This window comes from Kitasatospora sp. NPDC048407 (assembly GCF_043200475.1).
GTDB lineage: Bacteria > Actinomycetota > Actinomycetes > Streptomycetales > Streptomycetaceae > Kitasatospora.
In genome coordinates, this window is record NZ_JBICXW010000009.1 from 18,987 (window position 1) to 31,831 (window position 12,845).

General features: G+C 69.8%; 14 protein-coding genes. 5 read left to right on the top strand and 9 right to left on the bottom strand.

The window, feature by feature from the left end; all coding sequences use genetic code 11:
• Positions 1 to 131: 131 nt before the first annotated feature.
• From ACGFWJ_RS18300 to ACGFWJ_RS18310, 3 genes are all read left to right on the top strand, one after another.
• Complete coding sequence (locus tag ACGFWJ_RS18300) at positions 132 to 1,433, top strand: sugar transporter (protein WP_392950595.1); 1,302 nt, start codon at positions 132 to 134, stop codon at positions 1,431 to 1,433.
• A 177-nt stretch (positions 1,434 to 1,610) separates the two neighbouring features.
• Positions 1,611 to 2,669 (top strand): SIS domain-containing protein, encoded by a 1,059-nt coding sequence (locus ACGFWJ_RS18305; protein WP_392950597.1) that lies wholly within the window; start codon positions 1,611 to 1,613, stop codon positions 2,667 to 2,669.
• A gap of 515 nt (positions 2,670 to 3,184) precedes the next feature.
• Positions 3,185 to 4,705 (top strand): sensor histidine kinase, encoded by a 1,521-nt coding sequence (locus ACGFWJ_RS18310; protein ID WP_392950600.1) that lies wholly within the window; start codon positions 3,185 to 3,187, stop codon positions 4,703 to 4,705.
• A gap of 336 nt (positions 4,706 to 5,041) precedes the next feature.
• Here the strand turns inward: ACGFWJ_RS18310 and ACGFWJ_RS18315 are convergent, their stop codons facing one another.
• Both ACGFWJ_RS18315 and ACGFWJ_RS18320 read right to left on the bottom strand, forming a co-directional pair.
• Positions 5,042 to 5,293: a WhiB family transcriptional regulator gene (locus ACGFWJ_RS18315; protein WP_014138019.1), complete on the bottom strand. Its 252-nt coding sequence runs from the start codon at positions 5,291 to 5,293 to the stop codon at positions 5,042 to 5,044.
• Positions 5,294 to 5,633: 340 nt separating this feature from the next.
• Entirely contained in the window at positions 5,634 to 6,605 is a 972-nt protein-coding gene (locus ACGFWJ_RS18320; RefSeq protein WP_392950603.1) for a diacylglycerol/lipid kinase family protein, read from the bottom strand.
• Between the two features lie 51 nt (positions 6,606 to 6,656).
• On the opposite strand from ACGFWJ_RS18320, the gene ACGFWJ_RS18325 reads away from it, so the two are divergent.
• The gene (locus ACGFWJ_RS18325; protein ID WP_387865531.1) at positions 6,657 to 7,076 is read left to right on the top strand and encodes a hypothetical protein; all 420 of its coding nucleotides are present in this window, start codon (positions 6,657 to 6,659) and stop codon (positions 7,074 to 7,076) included.
• 74 nt (positions 7,077 to 7,150) lie between these two features.
• Here the strand turns inward: ACGFWJ_RS18325 and ACGFWJ_RS18330 are convergent, their stop codons facing one another.
• The 4 genes from ACGFWJ_RS18330 to sodN form a co-directional block, all read right to left on the bottom strand.
• Positions 7,151 to 8,125, bottom strand: coding sequence for an RNA polymerase sigma factor SigF (locus ACGFWJ_RS18330; RefSeq protein WP_387637411.1), 975 nt, complete (start codon positions 8,123 to 8,125; stop codon positions 7,151 to 7,153).
• A gap of 37 nt (positions 8,126 to 8,162) precedes the next feature.
• Positions 8,163 to 8,576 carry an anti-sigma regulatory factor gene (locus ACGFWJ_RS18335; protein WP_387637409.1) on the bottom strand — a complete coding sequence of 138 codons (414 nt, stop codon included), beginning with the start codon at positions 8,574 to 8,576 and terminating at the stop codon, positions 8,163 to 8,165.
• Positions 8,577 to 8,748: 172 nt separating this feature from the next.
• Positions 8,749 to 9,228, bottom strand: a complete 480-nt coding sequence (locus ACGFWJ_RS18340; RefSeq protein WP_387638852.1) for a GNAT family N-acetyltransferase — start codon at positions 9,226 to 9,228, stop codon at positions 8,749 to 8,751.
• A 210-nt stretch (positions 9,229 to 9,438) separates the two neighbouring features.
• Positions 9,439 to 9,834: a superoxide dismutase, Ni gene (gene sodN / locus ACGFWJ_RS18345; protein ID WP_073814350.1), complete on the bottom strand. Its 396-nt coding sequence runs from the start codon at positions 9,832 to 9,834 to the stop codon at positions 9,439 to 9,441.
• 105 nt (positions 9,835 to 9,939) lie between these two features.
• Between sodN and sodX the strand changes: the two genes are divergently transcribed.
• Entirely contained in the window at positions 9,940 to 10,347 is a 408-nt protein-coding gene (gene sodX, locus ACGFWJ_RS18350; RefSeq protein ID WP_392950608.1) for a nickel-type superoxide dismutase maturation protease, read from the top strand.
• Positions 10,348 to 10,354: 7 nt separating this feature from the next.
• Here the strand turns inward: sodX and ACGFWJ_RS18355 are convergent, their stop codons facing one another.
• The 3 genes from ACGFWJ_RS18355 to ACGFWJ_RS18365 form a co-directional block, all read right to left on the bottom strand.
• Positions 10,355 to 10,948, bottom strand: coding sequence for a CGNR zinc finger domain-containing protein (locus ACGFWJ_RS18355; protein ID WP_392950611.1), 594 nt, complete (start codon positions 10,946 to 10,948; stop codon positions 10,355 to 10,357).
• Between the two features lie 125 nt (positions 10,949 to 11,073).
• Complete coding sequence (locus tag ACGFWJ_RS18360) at positions 11,074 to 11,826, bottom strand: amino acid ABC transporter ATP-binding protein (protein WP_387865668.1); 753 nt, start codon at positions 11,824 to 11,826, stop codon at positions 11,074 to 11,076.
• 35 nt (positions 11,827 to 11,861) lie between these two features.
• Positions 11,862 to 12,836, bottom strand: a complete 975-nt coding sequence (locus ACGFWJ_RS18365; RefSeq protein ID WP_392950613.1) for an amino acid ABC transporter permease — start codon at positions 12,834 to 12,836, stop codon at positions 11,862 to 11,864.
• Between the last annotated feature and the right edge of the window lie 9 nt (positions 12,837 to 12,845).

The following is a 12,845-nucleotide window of genomic DNA, read 5'->3' on the forward strand; positions in this document are numbered from 1 at the left end:
GCAACGGATCGACAACAAGCGGGACTTGTAATCATCACGCGCGTTGACGCTGCAAATGGTCTGGGCCAGTATCCGGAAAGCTGGTCTGTACCACTCGCGCAGACCTCCCCCACCTGATTCGGAGGATTTGCGTGAAGCGTCAGGTTCTGGCCACGCTCGGCACCGCCGTTCTGCTGGCCACCGCCGTCGGCTGCTCGTCCGGCGGCTCGGCCGCGTCGCCGGGCGGCGCCGACCCGAAGGACGCGACCGGCAGCGTCACGGTGTGGCTGATGGACGACGCCCAGAAGAGCTGGCCGGAACTGGTGCAGCAGGTCAACGACCAGTTCGCCGCGAAGTACCCCAAGGTGGAGCTGAAGCTCAGCTACCACTCCTGGAAGGACAAGATCGCCGAGCTGGACGCCGCGATCGCCACCAACCAGGCGCCCGACGTCGTCGAACTCGGCAACACCGAGACCACCAAGTACATGGTGAACGGCACGCTGGCCGGACTCGACCGGACCGGATTCGACAACTCCGACAACTGGATCAAGGGTCTCGCCGACACCTGTACGTACAACCAGAAGCTTTACTGCGTTCCTTATTACGCGGGCGCCCGGGTCGGCGTCTACAACGCGAAGATGTTCCAGGACGCCACCGGTTCCGCCGATCTCCCGCAGACCGAGGAAGAACTCACCGCCGCCCTCGACAAGGTGGCCCTGCGCAACAAGAGCACCGCCGGATTTTCCGCGTTCTACCTGCCCGGCCCGTACTGGTACGCCGCGATGTCCTACGTCACCGCGTACGGCGGCTCGATCGCCAAGTTCGACTCCAGCGGCGTCTGGCACGGCACCCTGCACGATCCCAAGTCGCAGGCCGGCCTCCAGCACTTCGTCAACCTGGTGAAGACGTACAACAAGGGCGATCTGAAGGTCAACGAGGCCAAGCAGGCGGGCGTGCTCGGCCACGAGAAGGCCGCGCTGATCTACGCCAACGGCTGGGAGCTGAGCGACGCGGTCGCCCCGATCACCGGCACCCCGGCGCTCAAGAACTCGCTGAAGATCGTCACCATGCCCGGCCCGAACGGGAAGCCGCTGCCCTCCTTCATCGGCGGCTCCGACCTCGCCGTCACCGCCAAGTCGCAGAACGCCGCGATCGCCACCGACTGGGTGCGGATGTTCACCAGCACCAAGTCCGAGCAGGTGCTCGCCGACAAGGACACCCTGCCGAACAACCTGACCCAGCTGGCGCCGCTGAAGAACAAGCCCGCCACCGCCGCGGCCGCCAACGCCGTCCAGGACGCCTGGTTCACCCCGGCCGCCCCCGGCTGGGGCGCGGTCGAGAAGCAGAACGTCCTGGTGAACATGCTGGACTCGATCTTCAAGGGCAAGAGCGTCGACGACGCCACCAAGGAAGCCGACGCGCAGATCGACCAGCTGATCAACAACCCGAGCTGAATCTCGCGGACCGGACGCCGACGCACCGTCACGACGTGTGCAGCGGCGCCCGGTCCACGTAGGATCGGCACAGCACAGTTCCACGCAGCGAGGGTGCGGACTCGCCGCCGTTCCAGAGGTCCCCGTCGGGCATCCCGCCCCACGGGGTAGAACCATCTCTCCACGGAGGCACCCCCGATGTCCGACCCGCAGACTGTTTCCGTACCCGGCAGGATCATGTCGGCGGAGATGGCCGAGCAGCCGGCCGTCCTGCAGCGCATCCTCGACGAGGGTGCGCCCGCGATCCGTGAGATCGCCAAGCAGATCGCCGCCCGCAACCCGCGGTTCGTCCTGCTCACCGCCCGCGGCACCTCCGACAACGCCGCGCTGTACGCCAAGTACCTGATCGAGGTGCTGCTCGGCAAGCCCGCCGGCCTCACCTCGATGTCCACCACCACCGCGTACGGCGCCAAGCCGGACCTCACCGACTGCCTGGTCATCACCGTCAGCCAGTCCGGTGGCTCGCCCGACCTGGTCGCCTCCACCAAGGCGGCCCGCGAGGCCGGCGCGATCACCCTGGCGGTCACCAACAACGCCGGCTCGCCGCTCGCCGAGGTCTCCGAGTTCCACATCGACGTGCTGGCCGGGCCGGAGAAGGCGCTGCCCGCCACCAAGACCTACACCGCCGAACTGCTCGCGCTGTACCTCTTCATCGAGGGCCTGCGCGGCAACGACGGCGACGCGGCGAAGGTCCTGCCGGAGCTGGCCGCCGGGATCCTGGCCCGTCAGGCCGAGGTCAAGGCGCTCGCCGAGCGCTACCGGTTTGCCCAGCGCCTGGTCATCACCTCGCGTGGCTACGGCTACCCGACCGCCCGCGAGGCGGCGCTGAAGCTGATGGAGACCACCTACATCCCGGCCTCCCCGTTCTCCGGCGCCGACCTGCTGCACGGCCCGCTGGCCATGGTCGACAACGTCTCGCCGGTCATCGCGATCGTCCCCGACGGCCGCGCCGGCGAGGCCCTGCAGCCCGTCCTGGACCGCCTGCGCGGCCGGGGCGCCGACCTGGTCGTCATCGGCCAGCAGGACCAGGTCGACGCCGCCAGCGCCGGCTTCGCCCTGCCGGGCGGGGTTCCGGAGGAGGTCCAGCCGATCCTGGAGATCCTCCCGCTCCAGCTCCTCGCGTACGAGGTCACCATCGCCCGCGGCCAGGACCCGGACGCGCCGCGCGCTCTCGCGAAGGTCACCGAGACCCACTGACGTCGGTCGACACGAAAGGCCGCCTCCACCAGAAGTTCGGTGGGGGCGGCCTTTCGTGGGTGCGAAACCAGGACGTGCACCACCAGGGGCGCGGGGAACGGCGCGACAAGCGCAGACGCAACGGTCAGGTCGCGATCAACGGCAAGTCATTGCCCGCGTTGCGATCCTGCTGTGAGGGCGTTCCCCTTCGCGCAGTTCCCCGCGCCCCTGGTTTCGCACCCGTCTGCTGGCGCGGAGAAAAACACTACGGGCCACGGCGCCGACACAGGACCCTCAACCTGTGCGGCACCGTAGCCCGGAGCTGTATGTCGGAGGCGGGGACCGTCCGAGAGTTGTGCGGGACCCTCGAACGACGCCTCCGACCGAGGAGCGGCCTCGCGCGGTCAGGGCAGTTGCGCGGGGGGCCTCTCCTTGGTGCACCTTCATTGTGGACTAGACCAATCTGCGTTGTCCAGGGGCCCGGGTCGATTGGTCTGGACAACGTGCCCCGGAGTGGTCGGAGATACCCTCACGGTGTGCCCTCGCTGAACGAACTCGTCCGCCGCCACACCACCCTCACCGGTGCCGACGTGGAGTGGCTGCATCTGCTGGTCTCGGAGTGGCAGCTGCTCTCCGACCTGTCCTTCGCCGACCTGGTGCTGTGGATCCCCACCTGGGACGGCATCCGCTACGTCTCGGTGGCCCAGATGCGGCCCAACACCGGACCGACCTCGTACCAGGACGACATGGTCGGCCACCTGGTGCCCCGGGGCCGCCGGCCGTTGCTGGACGCGGCGTACGACGAGGGGCGGATCGTCCGGGAGGGCGACCCGGAGTGGCGGGAGGAGGTGCCGGTGCGGGTGGAGTCCATCCCGGTGCGACGGGACGGCAAGGTGCTGGGCGTGATCGCCCGGAACACCAACCTGCTGACGGTGCGCACCCCGAGCCGGCTGGAGCTGACCTACCTGCAGAGCGCCAGCGATCTGGCGCAGATGATCGCCGCCGGCACGTTCCCGTTCCCGGGCGCCGAGCAGGCCGATATGGACGCCGCGCCGCGGGTCGGCGACGGCCTGATCCGGCTGGACGCGGAGGGCGTGGTGACGTACGCCAGCCCGAACGCGCTGTCGGCGTACCACCGGCTGGGCCTGACCACCGACCTGGTGGGAAGTCATCTCGGCCAGGCCACCGCCGAGTTGGTGCCGCCGAGCCGCGGCAAGGTGCACGAGGCGATGGTGAAGATGGCCAGCGGCTGGGCGCCCCGGCAGACCGAGGTGGAGGCGCAGGGCGGCGTGGTGACCCTGCGGACCATCCCGCTGAAGCCCAAGGGGACGCCCACCGGTTCGCTGGTGCTCTGCCGCGACGTCACCGAACTCCGGCGCCGAGACCGCGAGTTGATGACCAAGGACGCCACCATCCGGGAGATCCACCACCGGGTGAAGAACAATCTGCAGACGGTCGCGGCGCTGCTGCGGCTGCAGTCCCGCCGGATGGACTCGGATGCCGGCCGGGCCGCGCTGGACGAGGCGGTGCGCCGGGTCGGTTCGATCGCCATCGTGCACGAGACGCTGTCGCAGGCGCTGGACGAGCAGGTGGCGTTCGACGAGATCGCCGACCGGGTGCTGGCGATGGTGATGGAGCTGTCCCAGGACGGCCGGGTGGCGACCCGCCGCAGCGGCTCGTTCGGCATCCTGTCGGCCGAGGTGGCCACTCCGCTGGCGATGATCCTCACCGAGCTGACCCAGAACGCGCTGGAGCACGCGTTCGGCCCGTCCGCCTCCGGGAAGGTCGAGGTGAGTGCGCTGCGCGGCCGCGCGCCGGTGTCCGGCAAGGGCTGGTCGGACAGCTGGAACAGCGGGGCCCGGCCGGAGGAGTACCTGCTGATCACCGTGCAGGACGACGGCCGCGGCATGCCCGAGGGCTTCGACCCGCAGCAGGCCGGCAACCTCGGCCTGCAGATCGTCCGCACCCTGGCCACCGGTGAGCTCGGCGGCACCTTCGACATGGTGGCCGTGCCGGGCGGCGGCACCAAGGTGGTGCTGGAGATCCCGGTCCGCTGACCGGCGCACCCGGGGCAACGGGAACAGCCCGGGGAGACAGAAACGAGGCCCTGCCGACCGGGGGGGGTGGGTCGGCAGGGCCTCTCAACCCGGTCCGGCCGTCGGGGGGAGTCGGCCGGAACGGGGGCTCTGGGGTGGCGCGACGCTCGCCTCGTGTGTTGCACACGGTGAGCGCCACAGGTCCACGATATTGCTCTAAGTGAACAGTATCAAGTGCCTGGGCGGCTCGCGTCGTCGGCCCCGCAGTTGGAGCGGGGCCCGTGCGGGAAGGCTCGGCCGGCCAAATGCGGCCGAACCCTTGATCGTGGGTTGATCCGTACTGCTTCTGATGCTGCGTCAGGCGGTGCGGGCGCGGTTGCGGGCGGCGCGGCGCTTCATCGCGCGACGCTCGTCCTCGCTCATGCCGCCCCAGACGCCGGCGTCCTGGCCGGTCTCGAGCGCCCACTGCAGGCACTGCTCCATGACGGGGCAACGGCGGCACACGGCCTTGGCTTCCTCGATCTGCAGCAGAGCAGGACCGGTGTTCCCGATCGGGAAGAACAGCTCCGGGTCCTCTTCGCGGCAGACAGCGCGGTGGCGCCAGTCCATGGTCGTCCAACTCCTCCGGTCACGGACGGTGCCCGCGACTCACTCGTATGGCTTGTGAATGTGAACGCTTTCACGAATCCCGTAACAGCAAAAGGGACCAAAGGCCCACCGGGCCCGGGAGGTCTTTGCTGGAAGGGGTTCGGCGATTCGAGGGACTCTGCCGCGATGTCGTCTGCGGTGTGTCCCGATCGCCATGTAGAGGTTCGCAAACCTCGAAGCCGGATACAACCCCCTTCGGCAAGAAATTTTTGATTCTTCGGTGTCGCCTACCTCACAGGCGGTACTTCTATGGGGTGAAGGGGCTCGAACGTTCGAGTGCAAGGTGAAGACCCCCTTCTGGTCACACAATCACACGCAGTGCCCGTCGTACGCCTGTGAAACTGACGCGACTCCTGTCTCCAAGGTGGTCCCCGTCGACCTGAAACGGCACCGGTTCCTGTGAAACCAAGGTGAAGTGTCTGACGTCGTGATAGGAGACGAGATGCTTTCCGGTCGGGCCGGCAGGGCGTGCGCCGTCCTCTGCCGAGGGCTGCGGGCGCAGGATCTGACGGACCGTCCGGGCGGTGCGGAACGCCGTCATTCGAGTGATGCCGAAGATGTCCAGATCGGTTTCGAACGATGCCGAGGGGGACGGAAAGACCGGACGGGAGCCCAGATAGGTCCACGGAGAGGTGTTGGAGACTATGGCCATCACCATGCCCGGCACCGGTTCCCGGCCGTTGATCTCCAGGGAGATCGGGCCCGAACGGCGGCGCTCACGCTCGGTCACGTAGTGCCGCAGCGCCTCCATGACATAGAGCGCGTGAGTGGATTTGCGCCCCGCGCGGCGCTGACGCTCCACCCGGCCGACCACGCCCGCGTCGAACCCCAGTCCGGCGGTGAAGGTGAACCAGCGGTCCGGCTCGCCGGCGCTCAGCGCCTTGCCCAGACCGATCGCGCGCTCCCGCCGGTGCTCCAACGCGTCCAGGAGTGCGCCGGTGGCCTCCACCGGATCGTTGGGGAGCCCCAGCGCGCGGGCGAACACATTGGTCGACCCGCCCGGCACCACCGCCAGCCGCGGCACCCGCTCGCCCGGACCGTGCGCCAGCAGGCCGTTCACGACCTCGTTCACCGTGCCGTCGCCGCCCAGCGCCACCACCAGGTCCACCGAGCCGTCCTCGGCCGCGTGCCGGGCCAGATCGCCCGCGTGCCCCCGGTACTGGGTCTCCGCGACATCCAGCTTCAGATCGCTGCGCAGGGCATGGATCAGGACGTCCCGGGTCCGGCCACTGGTGGTGGTCGCCTTCGGGTTCACGACCAGGAGAGCGCGCATGGCGATCAGCCTACGACCCGTCCGACGTAAGACGACCGTTACCCTGGCCCGGTGACCGCTGAATCCGCTCCCGCCACCACCACCGCCCCCGACCGGCCCGTCCCGCTGCTCGTCGGCGCGGGCATCACCGCGCTGGAGGGCGCGGCGATGGCGGGTTGGGGAATCTACGACCTGATCTCCGGCTTCCTCGGCTCGGACGCCGCCTTCGGCCGCGCCGAGATGGGCGGCGCCGTGCTCGTGCTGATGGGCCTGCTGCCGCTGCTGGCCGGCCGCGCGCTGCTGCGCGGGCAGAAGTGGGGCCGCAGCCCCGCCGTGCTCACCAACTCGATCTGCCTGCCGGTCGCGTACTACATGTGGCAGTCCGGCGGCGGCATGGTCGCCGTCGGCGCCGCGGTCGCGGTGATCGGCCTGGCCGGCATCGTCGCGCTGCTCAACCCGCGGGTCACCGCGGTGCTCTACGGCGAGCAGTAGCCGCCCCCTACGCACGCCGCAGGGCCCGCCCCCGGGATCGGGGACGGGCCCTGCGGCGTACGTGCGAGGGGTGGTTACTCCTCGACCAGCAGCTTTTCGCGCAGCTGCGCCAGGGTGCGAGCCAGCAGCCGGGAGACGTGCATCTGGGAGATGCCGACCTCGGCCGCGATCTGCGACTGCGTCATGTTCCGGAAGAACCGCAGCACCAGGATCTTCTGCTCCCGGGGCGGGAGTTGGGCCAGCAGCGGCTTCAGCGACTCGCGGTACTCGACGCCCTCCAGGGCCTCGTCCGTGGCGCCCAGGGTGTCCGCGACGGCCGGCGACTCGTCGTCGCTGTCCGGCACGTCCAGGGACAGCGTGGAGTACGCGTTGGCGGACTCCAGGCCCTCCAGCACGTCCTCCTCGGAGATGCCCAGGTGTTCGGCCAGCTCGTGCACCGTGGGGGAGCGGCCGTGCCGCTGGGACAGCTCGCTGGTCGCCGTGGTCAGCGACAGCCGCAGCTCCTGCAGCCGGCGCGGCACCCGCACCGCCCAGCCCTTGTCGCGGAAGTGGCGCTTGATCTCGCCGACGATGGTGGGCGTCGCGTAGGTGGAGAACTCGACGCCGCGCTCGTGGTCGAAGCGGTCCACCGACTTGATCAGGCCGATGGTGGCGACCTGGGTCAGGTCGTCCAGCGGCTCGCCGCGATTGCGGAACCGGCGGGCCAGGTGCTCGACCAGCGGGATGTGCATCCGGACCAGCTGGTTGCGGATCTCCACCCGCTCCGCCGACCCCTCCGGCAGCTCGGACAGCCGCACGAACAGGGCCCGGGCCGCCTCGCGGTCGGGCGCGCCGCTGCGGTGCCCCTGTGCCGGGACGGTCGAGCGGACGGCCTCGGCGGCGGCCGCCGGGCCGCCCTCCTCGGGCTCGGCCGCGGGCCGCTCGGGCTTCGGGTCGGTCGGCTGGCTCATCCGGCTGGGGTCCTTCGGGAGGGCTTCGTCAGGGGTGGCGGTGCGGGCAACGCTGGCCTGCGGAGGTACGACGGCAACTGTGCGGTCCAGATCACTCACGGCGATCACCCGTTCCGTTCCGAGAACACGTCACTACCTACGGCTGGCCCGGCGACCCGCCGCGCTTCTTGTGCAGGCTGATGGAGACGGTGTTGTCCGCGGCCACCGTGGAGTCCACCTCGCCGGCCAGTGCGGAGAGCACCGTCCAGGCGAAGGTGTCCCGTTCCGGGGCCCGCCCGTCGGTGGTCGGGGCGGAGACGGTGACCCGCAACGCGTCCCCGACCAGGCGGAACTCGCAGCTCAGGATCGAGCCCGGAACGGCCTGTTGGAGCAGGATCGCGCAGGCCTCGTCCACTGCGATGCGGAGATCCTCGATCTCGTCCAGGGTGAAGTCCAGCCGTGCCGCGAGGCCGGCCGTGGCCGTCCGCAGCACCGAGAGGTAGGCGCCCGCCGCAGGCAGGCGGACCTCAACGAAGTCCTTCACTCCGGGCTCGCTGTCGATCTGGGACACCCTCACCTCCTGGGTGGCGCTCGGTGCTTGGGGGGCCGGAGGCCCCGGCACCACCATTGGCATCGGTTCAACTGCCTTGTGCCCCGAGACGTTACCGCGCCCGGGGCCGGTCTGTCGTGATCTCCGTCCACCGTCACGGGAACGAGGGACCGGTGTTCGAAATGCGCTGCCCTCAGCGGGGCGTGGAACCCAGCTCGGTGAGCGCGTCGTCGGTGAGCCGGAAGACCGTCCACTCGTCCATCGGGACGGCGCCCAGCGACTTGTAGAAGCCGATCGACGGCTCGTTCCAGTCCAGCACCGACCACTCCAGCCGGTGATAGCCGCGCTCCACGCAGATCCGGGCCAATTCGGTGAGCAGCGCCTTGCCGTGGCCCCCACCGCGCTTGTCGGGGGAGACGTACAGGTCTTCCAGATAAATGCCATGAGTGCCGCGCCAGGTCGAGAAGTTGCGGAACCACAGCGCGAAACCGGCCGGCACGCCCGACTCGTCCTCGGCGATCAGGCCGAACAGGGCGGGGTGCTCGCCGAACAGCGCGTCGTGCAGCTGCTCCTCGGTGGCCCGGGCCTCGTGCAGGGCCTTCTCGTAGTCGGCGAGCTCGCGGATCATGGCGTGGATGACGGGAACGTCGGCGGGAGTCGCGGTGCGGATCATACGATCGAGCGTACTCATCTCCCCCCTCCTTCCGGAAAGCCCCAGAGGCCGGGAAATTGCTGTATGCCCGGGAGGAACCTGGGAAAACCCCGGGCCGGGCCGGGGCCGGGCCGGGACAGGGCCGGGGCCCGGAAATGCGGAACCCGACCGCCGGGGCCCCGGGGCGGGGGCGGTGGCGGCCGGGTTCCGGCAGACGCAACTGGCGTGGCGTCAGGCCTTCTTGGTCTCCCAGAAGATCCCGTCGATCTCGGCGATCAGGTCCAGCAGGGCCTGGCCGGTCGCCGGGTCGGTGGACGCCTTGGCGGCCGAAGCGGCCTTGCCGGCACGGTTGAACAGGTCGTGCAGGCCCGGGTAGGCCTCGAAGTGCGGGGCCTTGAAGTAGTCGGTGTGCAGCACCGAGAGGTGGTGCTTGACCAGCTCGGCGCGCTCCTCCTTGATGACGATCGCACGAGCGCGGAACTCGGCGTCCTCGTTGGCCTGGTACTTCTCCTGAGTGGCCTTCACCGACTCGGCCTCGATGCGGGCCTGGGCGGGGTCGTACACGCCGCAGGGCAGGTCACAGTGCGCGTGGGCGGTGACCCGCGGAGCAAACAGACGAGAGAACATGGGGGTCCTTCCTTAGATCGTCTTCCCGGGCCCGACATTACCCTCACGGCGAGCCGAATTCGCCGTCGCCCCGGGGGCCTAGGGCAAAAGAAGGAGTCATAAATCGTGCGATATGGGACACCGTTCGGCGTGGCCGACATCGCCGGACCGTCGATGCGCCGGCTGCTGTCCGACGGGGACCGGGTGCTGGTGCGCTACGGCGCCCCGCTGCGGCCGGGCGCGATCGCGCTGTTCAGGCACCCACTGCAGCAGAATCTGCTGGTGGTGAAGCGGGCCGCGGGCCGCCGGCCGGGCGGCTGGTGGATGCTCTCCGACAACCCGCTGGTGCACACCGACAGCCGCGAATACGGCGCGGTGCCGGACGAGTTGGTGCTCGGCCGGGTGCTGCTGCGGCTGGCGCCCCGGCCGGCCTGGCTGGCGCCGGGCCGCGGCCTGGAGCGCGCGCTGCGCGGCCGCCCGGCGTGGCTGGCCGAGCGGCTGGGCGTCAGCGCGCCGGTGGAGACGGAGCTCTGATGTTGTCTCAGGCTTGGGCGGCGGCCAGTGCGCGCTGCGCCTCCTGGCGCTTGCGGGCCCGGTAGGCGGCCACGTTGGCGCGGGTGGCGCAGCGGTCCGAGCAGTAGCGGCGGGAGCGGTTGGTGGAGGTGTCCAGGTAGGCGTTGCGGCAGGGCGAGGCCTGGCAGATGCCGAGCCGGTCGACGCCGAGCTCGGTGAGGTGGATGGCCAGCCCCATGCAGGCGACGGCGGCGTAGTTGGCGGCCGCGGTGGGCGCGTTGTCGGCCAGGTGCAGGTGCCAGTTGGGGCGGCCGGTGTCGTCCAGGTCGTCGTGGCCGGAGACCAGCGGGCTGACGGGGTACTCCACCATCAGGCTGTTCAGCAGGTTGACGGCGCGCACGTCCTCGCCCTCGGCGGCGGCCTCGAAGACGCCGCGCAGCCGGGTGCGGACGCCGCGCAGCCTGGGGAGGTCGGACTCGTCGGCGAGCGCGGAGGCCCGGGCGGAGGTGCTGCCGAACAGGGCCCGGACGGCGTCCACCGAGGTGAGGCCGTCGGTGCCGCGGTCCGGCTCCTCGCTGTTGACCAGCCGGACGGCGAAGTCGGCGTACGAGGCGAGATCCACGGGGGTCCTTCCGAGGCGGGATGTAACGGGTCTACTGGCTCCAGGGTATTACAGGCCGGTGGGCGGACATGCCGGTGCCCGCCGCATGTGGGGCGTGCGGCGGGCACCGGGGGAGTGCGGCGGGGTCAGAGCACCTTGGACAGGAACGCCCGGGTGCGCTCGTGCTGCGGGTTGGTGAGCACCTCGCGCGGGTGGCCGGACTCGACCACCACACCGCCGTCCATGAACACCAGGGCGTCGCCGACCTCGCGGGCGAAGCCCATCTCGTGGGTGACCACGATCATCGTCATGCCCTCCTCGGCCAGGCCGCGCATGACGTCCAGCACCTCGCCGACCAGTTCGGGGTCGAGCGCCGAGGTGGGCTCGTCGAACAGCATCAGCTTGGGCTGCATGGCCAGCGCCCGGGCGATCGCCACCCGCTGCTGCTGACCGCCGGAGAGCTGGGTGGGGTAGTTGCCGGCCTTGCTGGCCAGCCCGACCCGCTCCAGCAGGACCATGGCCCGCTCCTTGGCGGCCGCCCGGTTCTCCTTCTTGACCTGCACCGGCGCCTCTATGACGTTCTCCAGCGCGGTCATGTGCGGGAACAGGTTGAACCGCTGGAACACCATGCCGATGTCCTGGCGCTTCAGCGCGACCTCGCGGTCCTTCAGCTCGTACAGCCGGTCGCCGCGCTGCCGGTAGCCGACCAGTTCGCCGTCGACGTACAGCCGGCCGGCGTTGATCTGCTCCAGGTGGTTGATGCAGCGCAGGAAGGTGGACTTGCCGGAGCCGGACGGGCCGACCAGGCAGAACACCTCGTTCTGCTTCACCTCCAGGTCGATGCCCTTGAGCACCTCGACCTGGCCGTACGACTTGTGCACGCCCTCGGCCTTGACCATCGGCTGGTCGGTGGCCTGCGGCTTGGTCAGGTCGGTCATGCGTGGCTCCCTCCGCTCGGCACCTCGGTGTCCGCGGGGACGGCCTTCGGGGCGGACTTGCCCGCGAACATGGCCTGCACGCGCTGGATCGGGGTGGGCGGCAGCGTCCGGTTGGCGCCCCGGGCGTAGTGCCGCTCGATGTAGTACTGGATGACCGTCAGGATCGAGGTCATCAGCAGGTAGTACATGGAGACGGCGATCAGCACCGGGATGGTCTGGAAGGTGCGGGCGTAGATGTCGTGGCCGGCGGTGAACAGCTCGACCAGCGCGATCACCTGGACCAGCGAGGTGGTCTTCAGCATCGAGATGGTCTCGTTGCCGGTCGGCGGGATGATCACCCGCATCGCCTGCGGCAGCACGATCCGGCGCATGGTGGCCAGCTTGGACATGCCGAGCGCGTGCGCCGCCTCGGTCTGTCCCTCGTCCACCGACTGGATGCCGGCCCGGACGATCTCCGCCATGTACGCGGCCTCGTTCAGGCCGAGGCCGAGCAGCGCGGCGGTGAACACCGGGATCAGGGTGTTGGAGCTCTCGGACCAGAACGACGGGCCGAACGGGATGCCGATCGACAGCGTCGGCCAGAGCGCGCCGATGCTGTTCCAGAACACCAGCTGCACCAGCACCGGAGTGCCGCGGAAGATCCAGATGTACACCCAGGCGGTCCCGGAGAGCACCGGGTTCGAGGAGAGCCGCATGACGGCCAGCAGCACACCGCCGACCACGCCCATCAGCATGGACAGGACGGTCAGCTCCAGGGTCACCCAGATGCCGTGGACGACGGTGGGATCAGTGAGGGTCGCGCGGACGATGTCCCACTTGATCGCCTCGTTGGTGAGGAGGGCGTGGAGCAGCATGGCCGCGAGAACGGCGATGACGGCTACTCCGACCCAGCGTCCGGGGTGGCGGACCGGGACGGCCTTGATGGCCTGGTGCTGTCCCGATGTCACCGACCCCTGGTCGGTCTTGTTCACGTGTACCTC

What these genes read in the sequence shown, in the direction of transcription:
- ACGFWJ_RS18305 (WP_392950597.1), top strand. Translation starts at nt 1,611, where the DNA reads ATGTCCGACCCGCAGACTGTTTCCGTACCCGGCAGGATCATGTCGGCG.
- ACGFWJ_RS18315 (WP_014138019.1), bottom strand. Translation starts at nt 5,293, where the DNA reads ATGGACTGGCGCCACCGCGCTGTCTGCCGCGAAGAGGACCCGGAGCTG.
- ACGFWJ_RS18320 (WP_392950603.1), bottom strand. Translation starts at nt 6,605, where the DNA reads ATGCGCGCTCTCCTGGTCGTGAACCCGAAGGCGACCACCACCAGTGGC.
- ACGFWJ_RS18340 (WP_387638852.1), bottom strand. Translation starts at nt 9,228, where the DNA reads ATGATCCGCACCGCGACTCCCGCCGACGTTCCCGTCATCCACGCCATG.
- sodN (WP_073814350.1), bottom strand. Translation starts at nt 9,834, where the DNA reads ATGTTCTCTCGTCTGTTTGCTCCGCGGGTCACCGCCCACGCGCACTGT.
- ACGFWJ_RS18360 (WP_387865668.1), bottom strand. Translation starts at nt 11,826, where the DNA reads ATGGTCAAGGCCGAGGGCGTGCACAAGTCGTACGGCCAGGTCGAGGTG.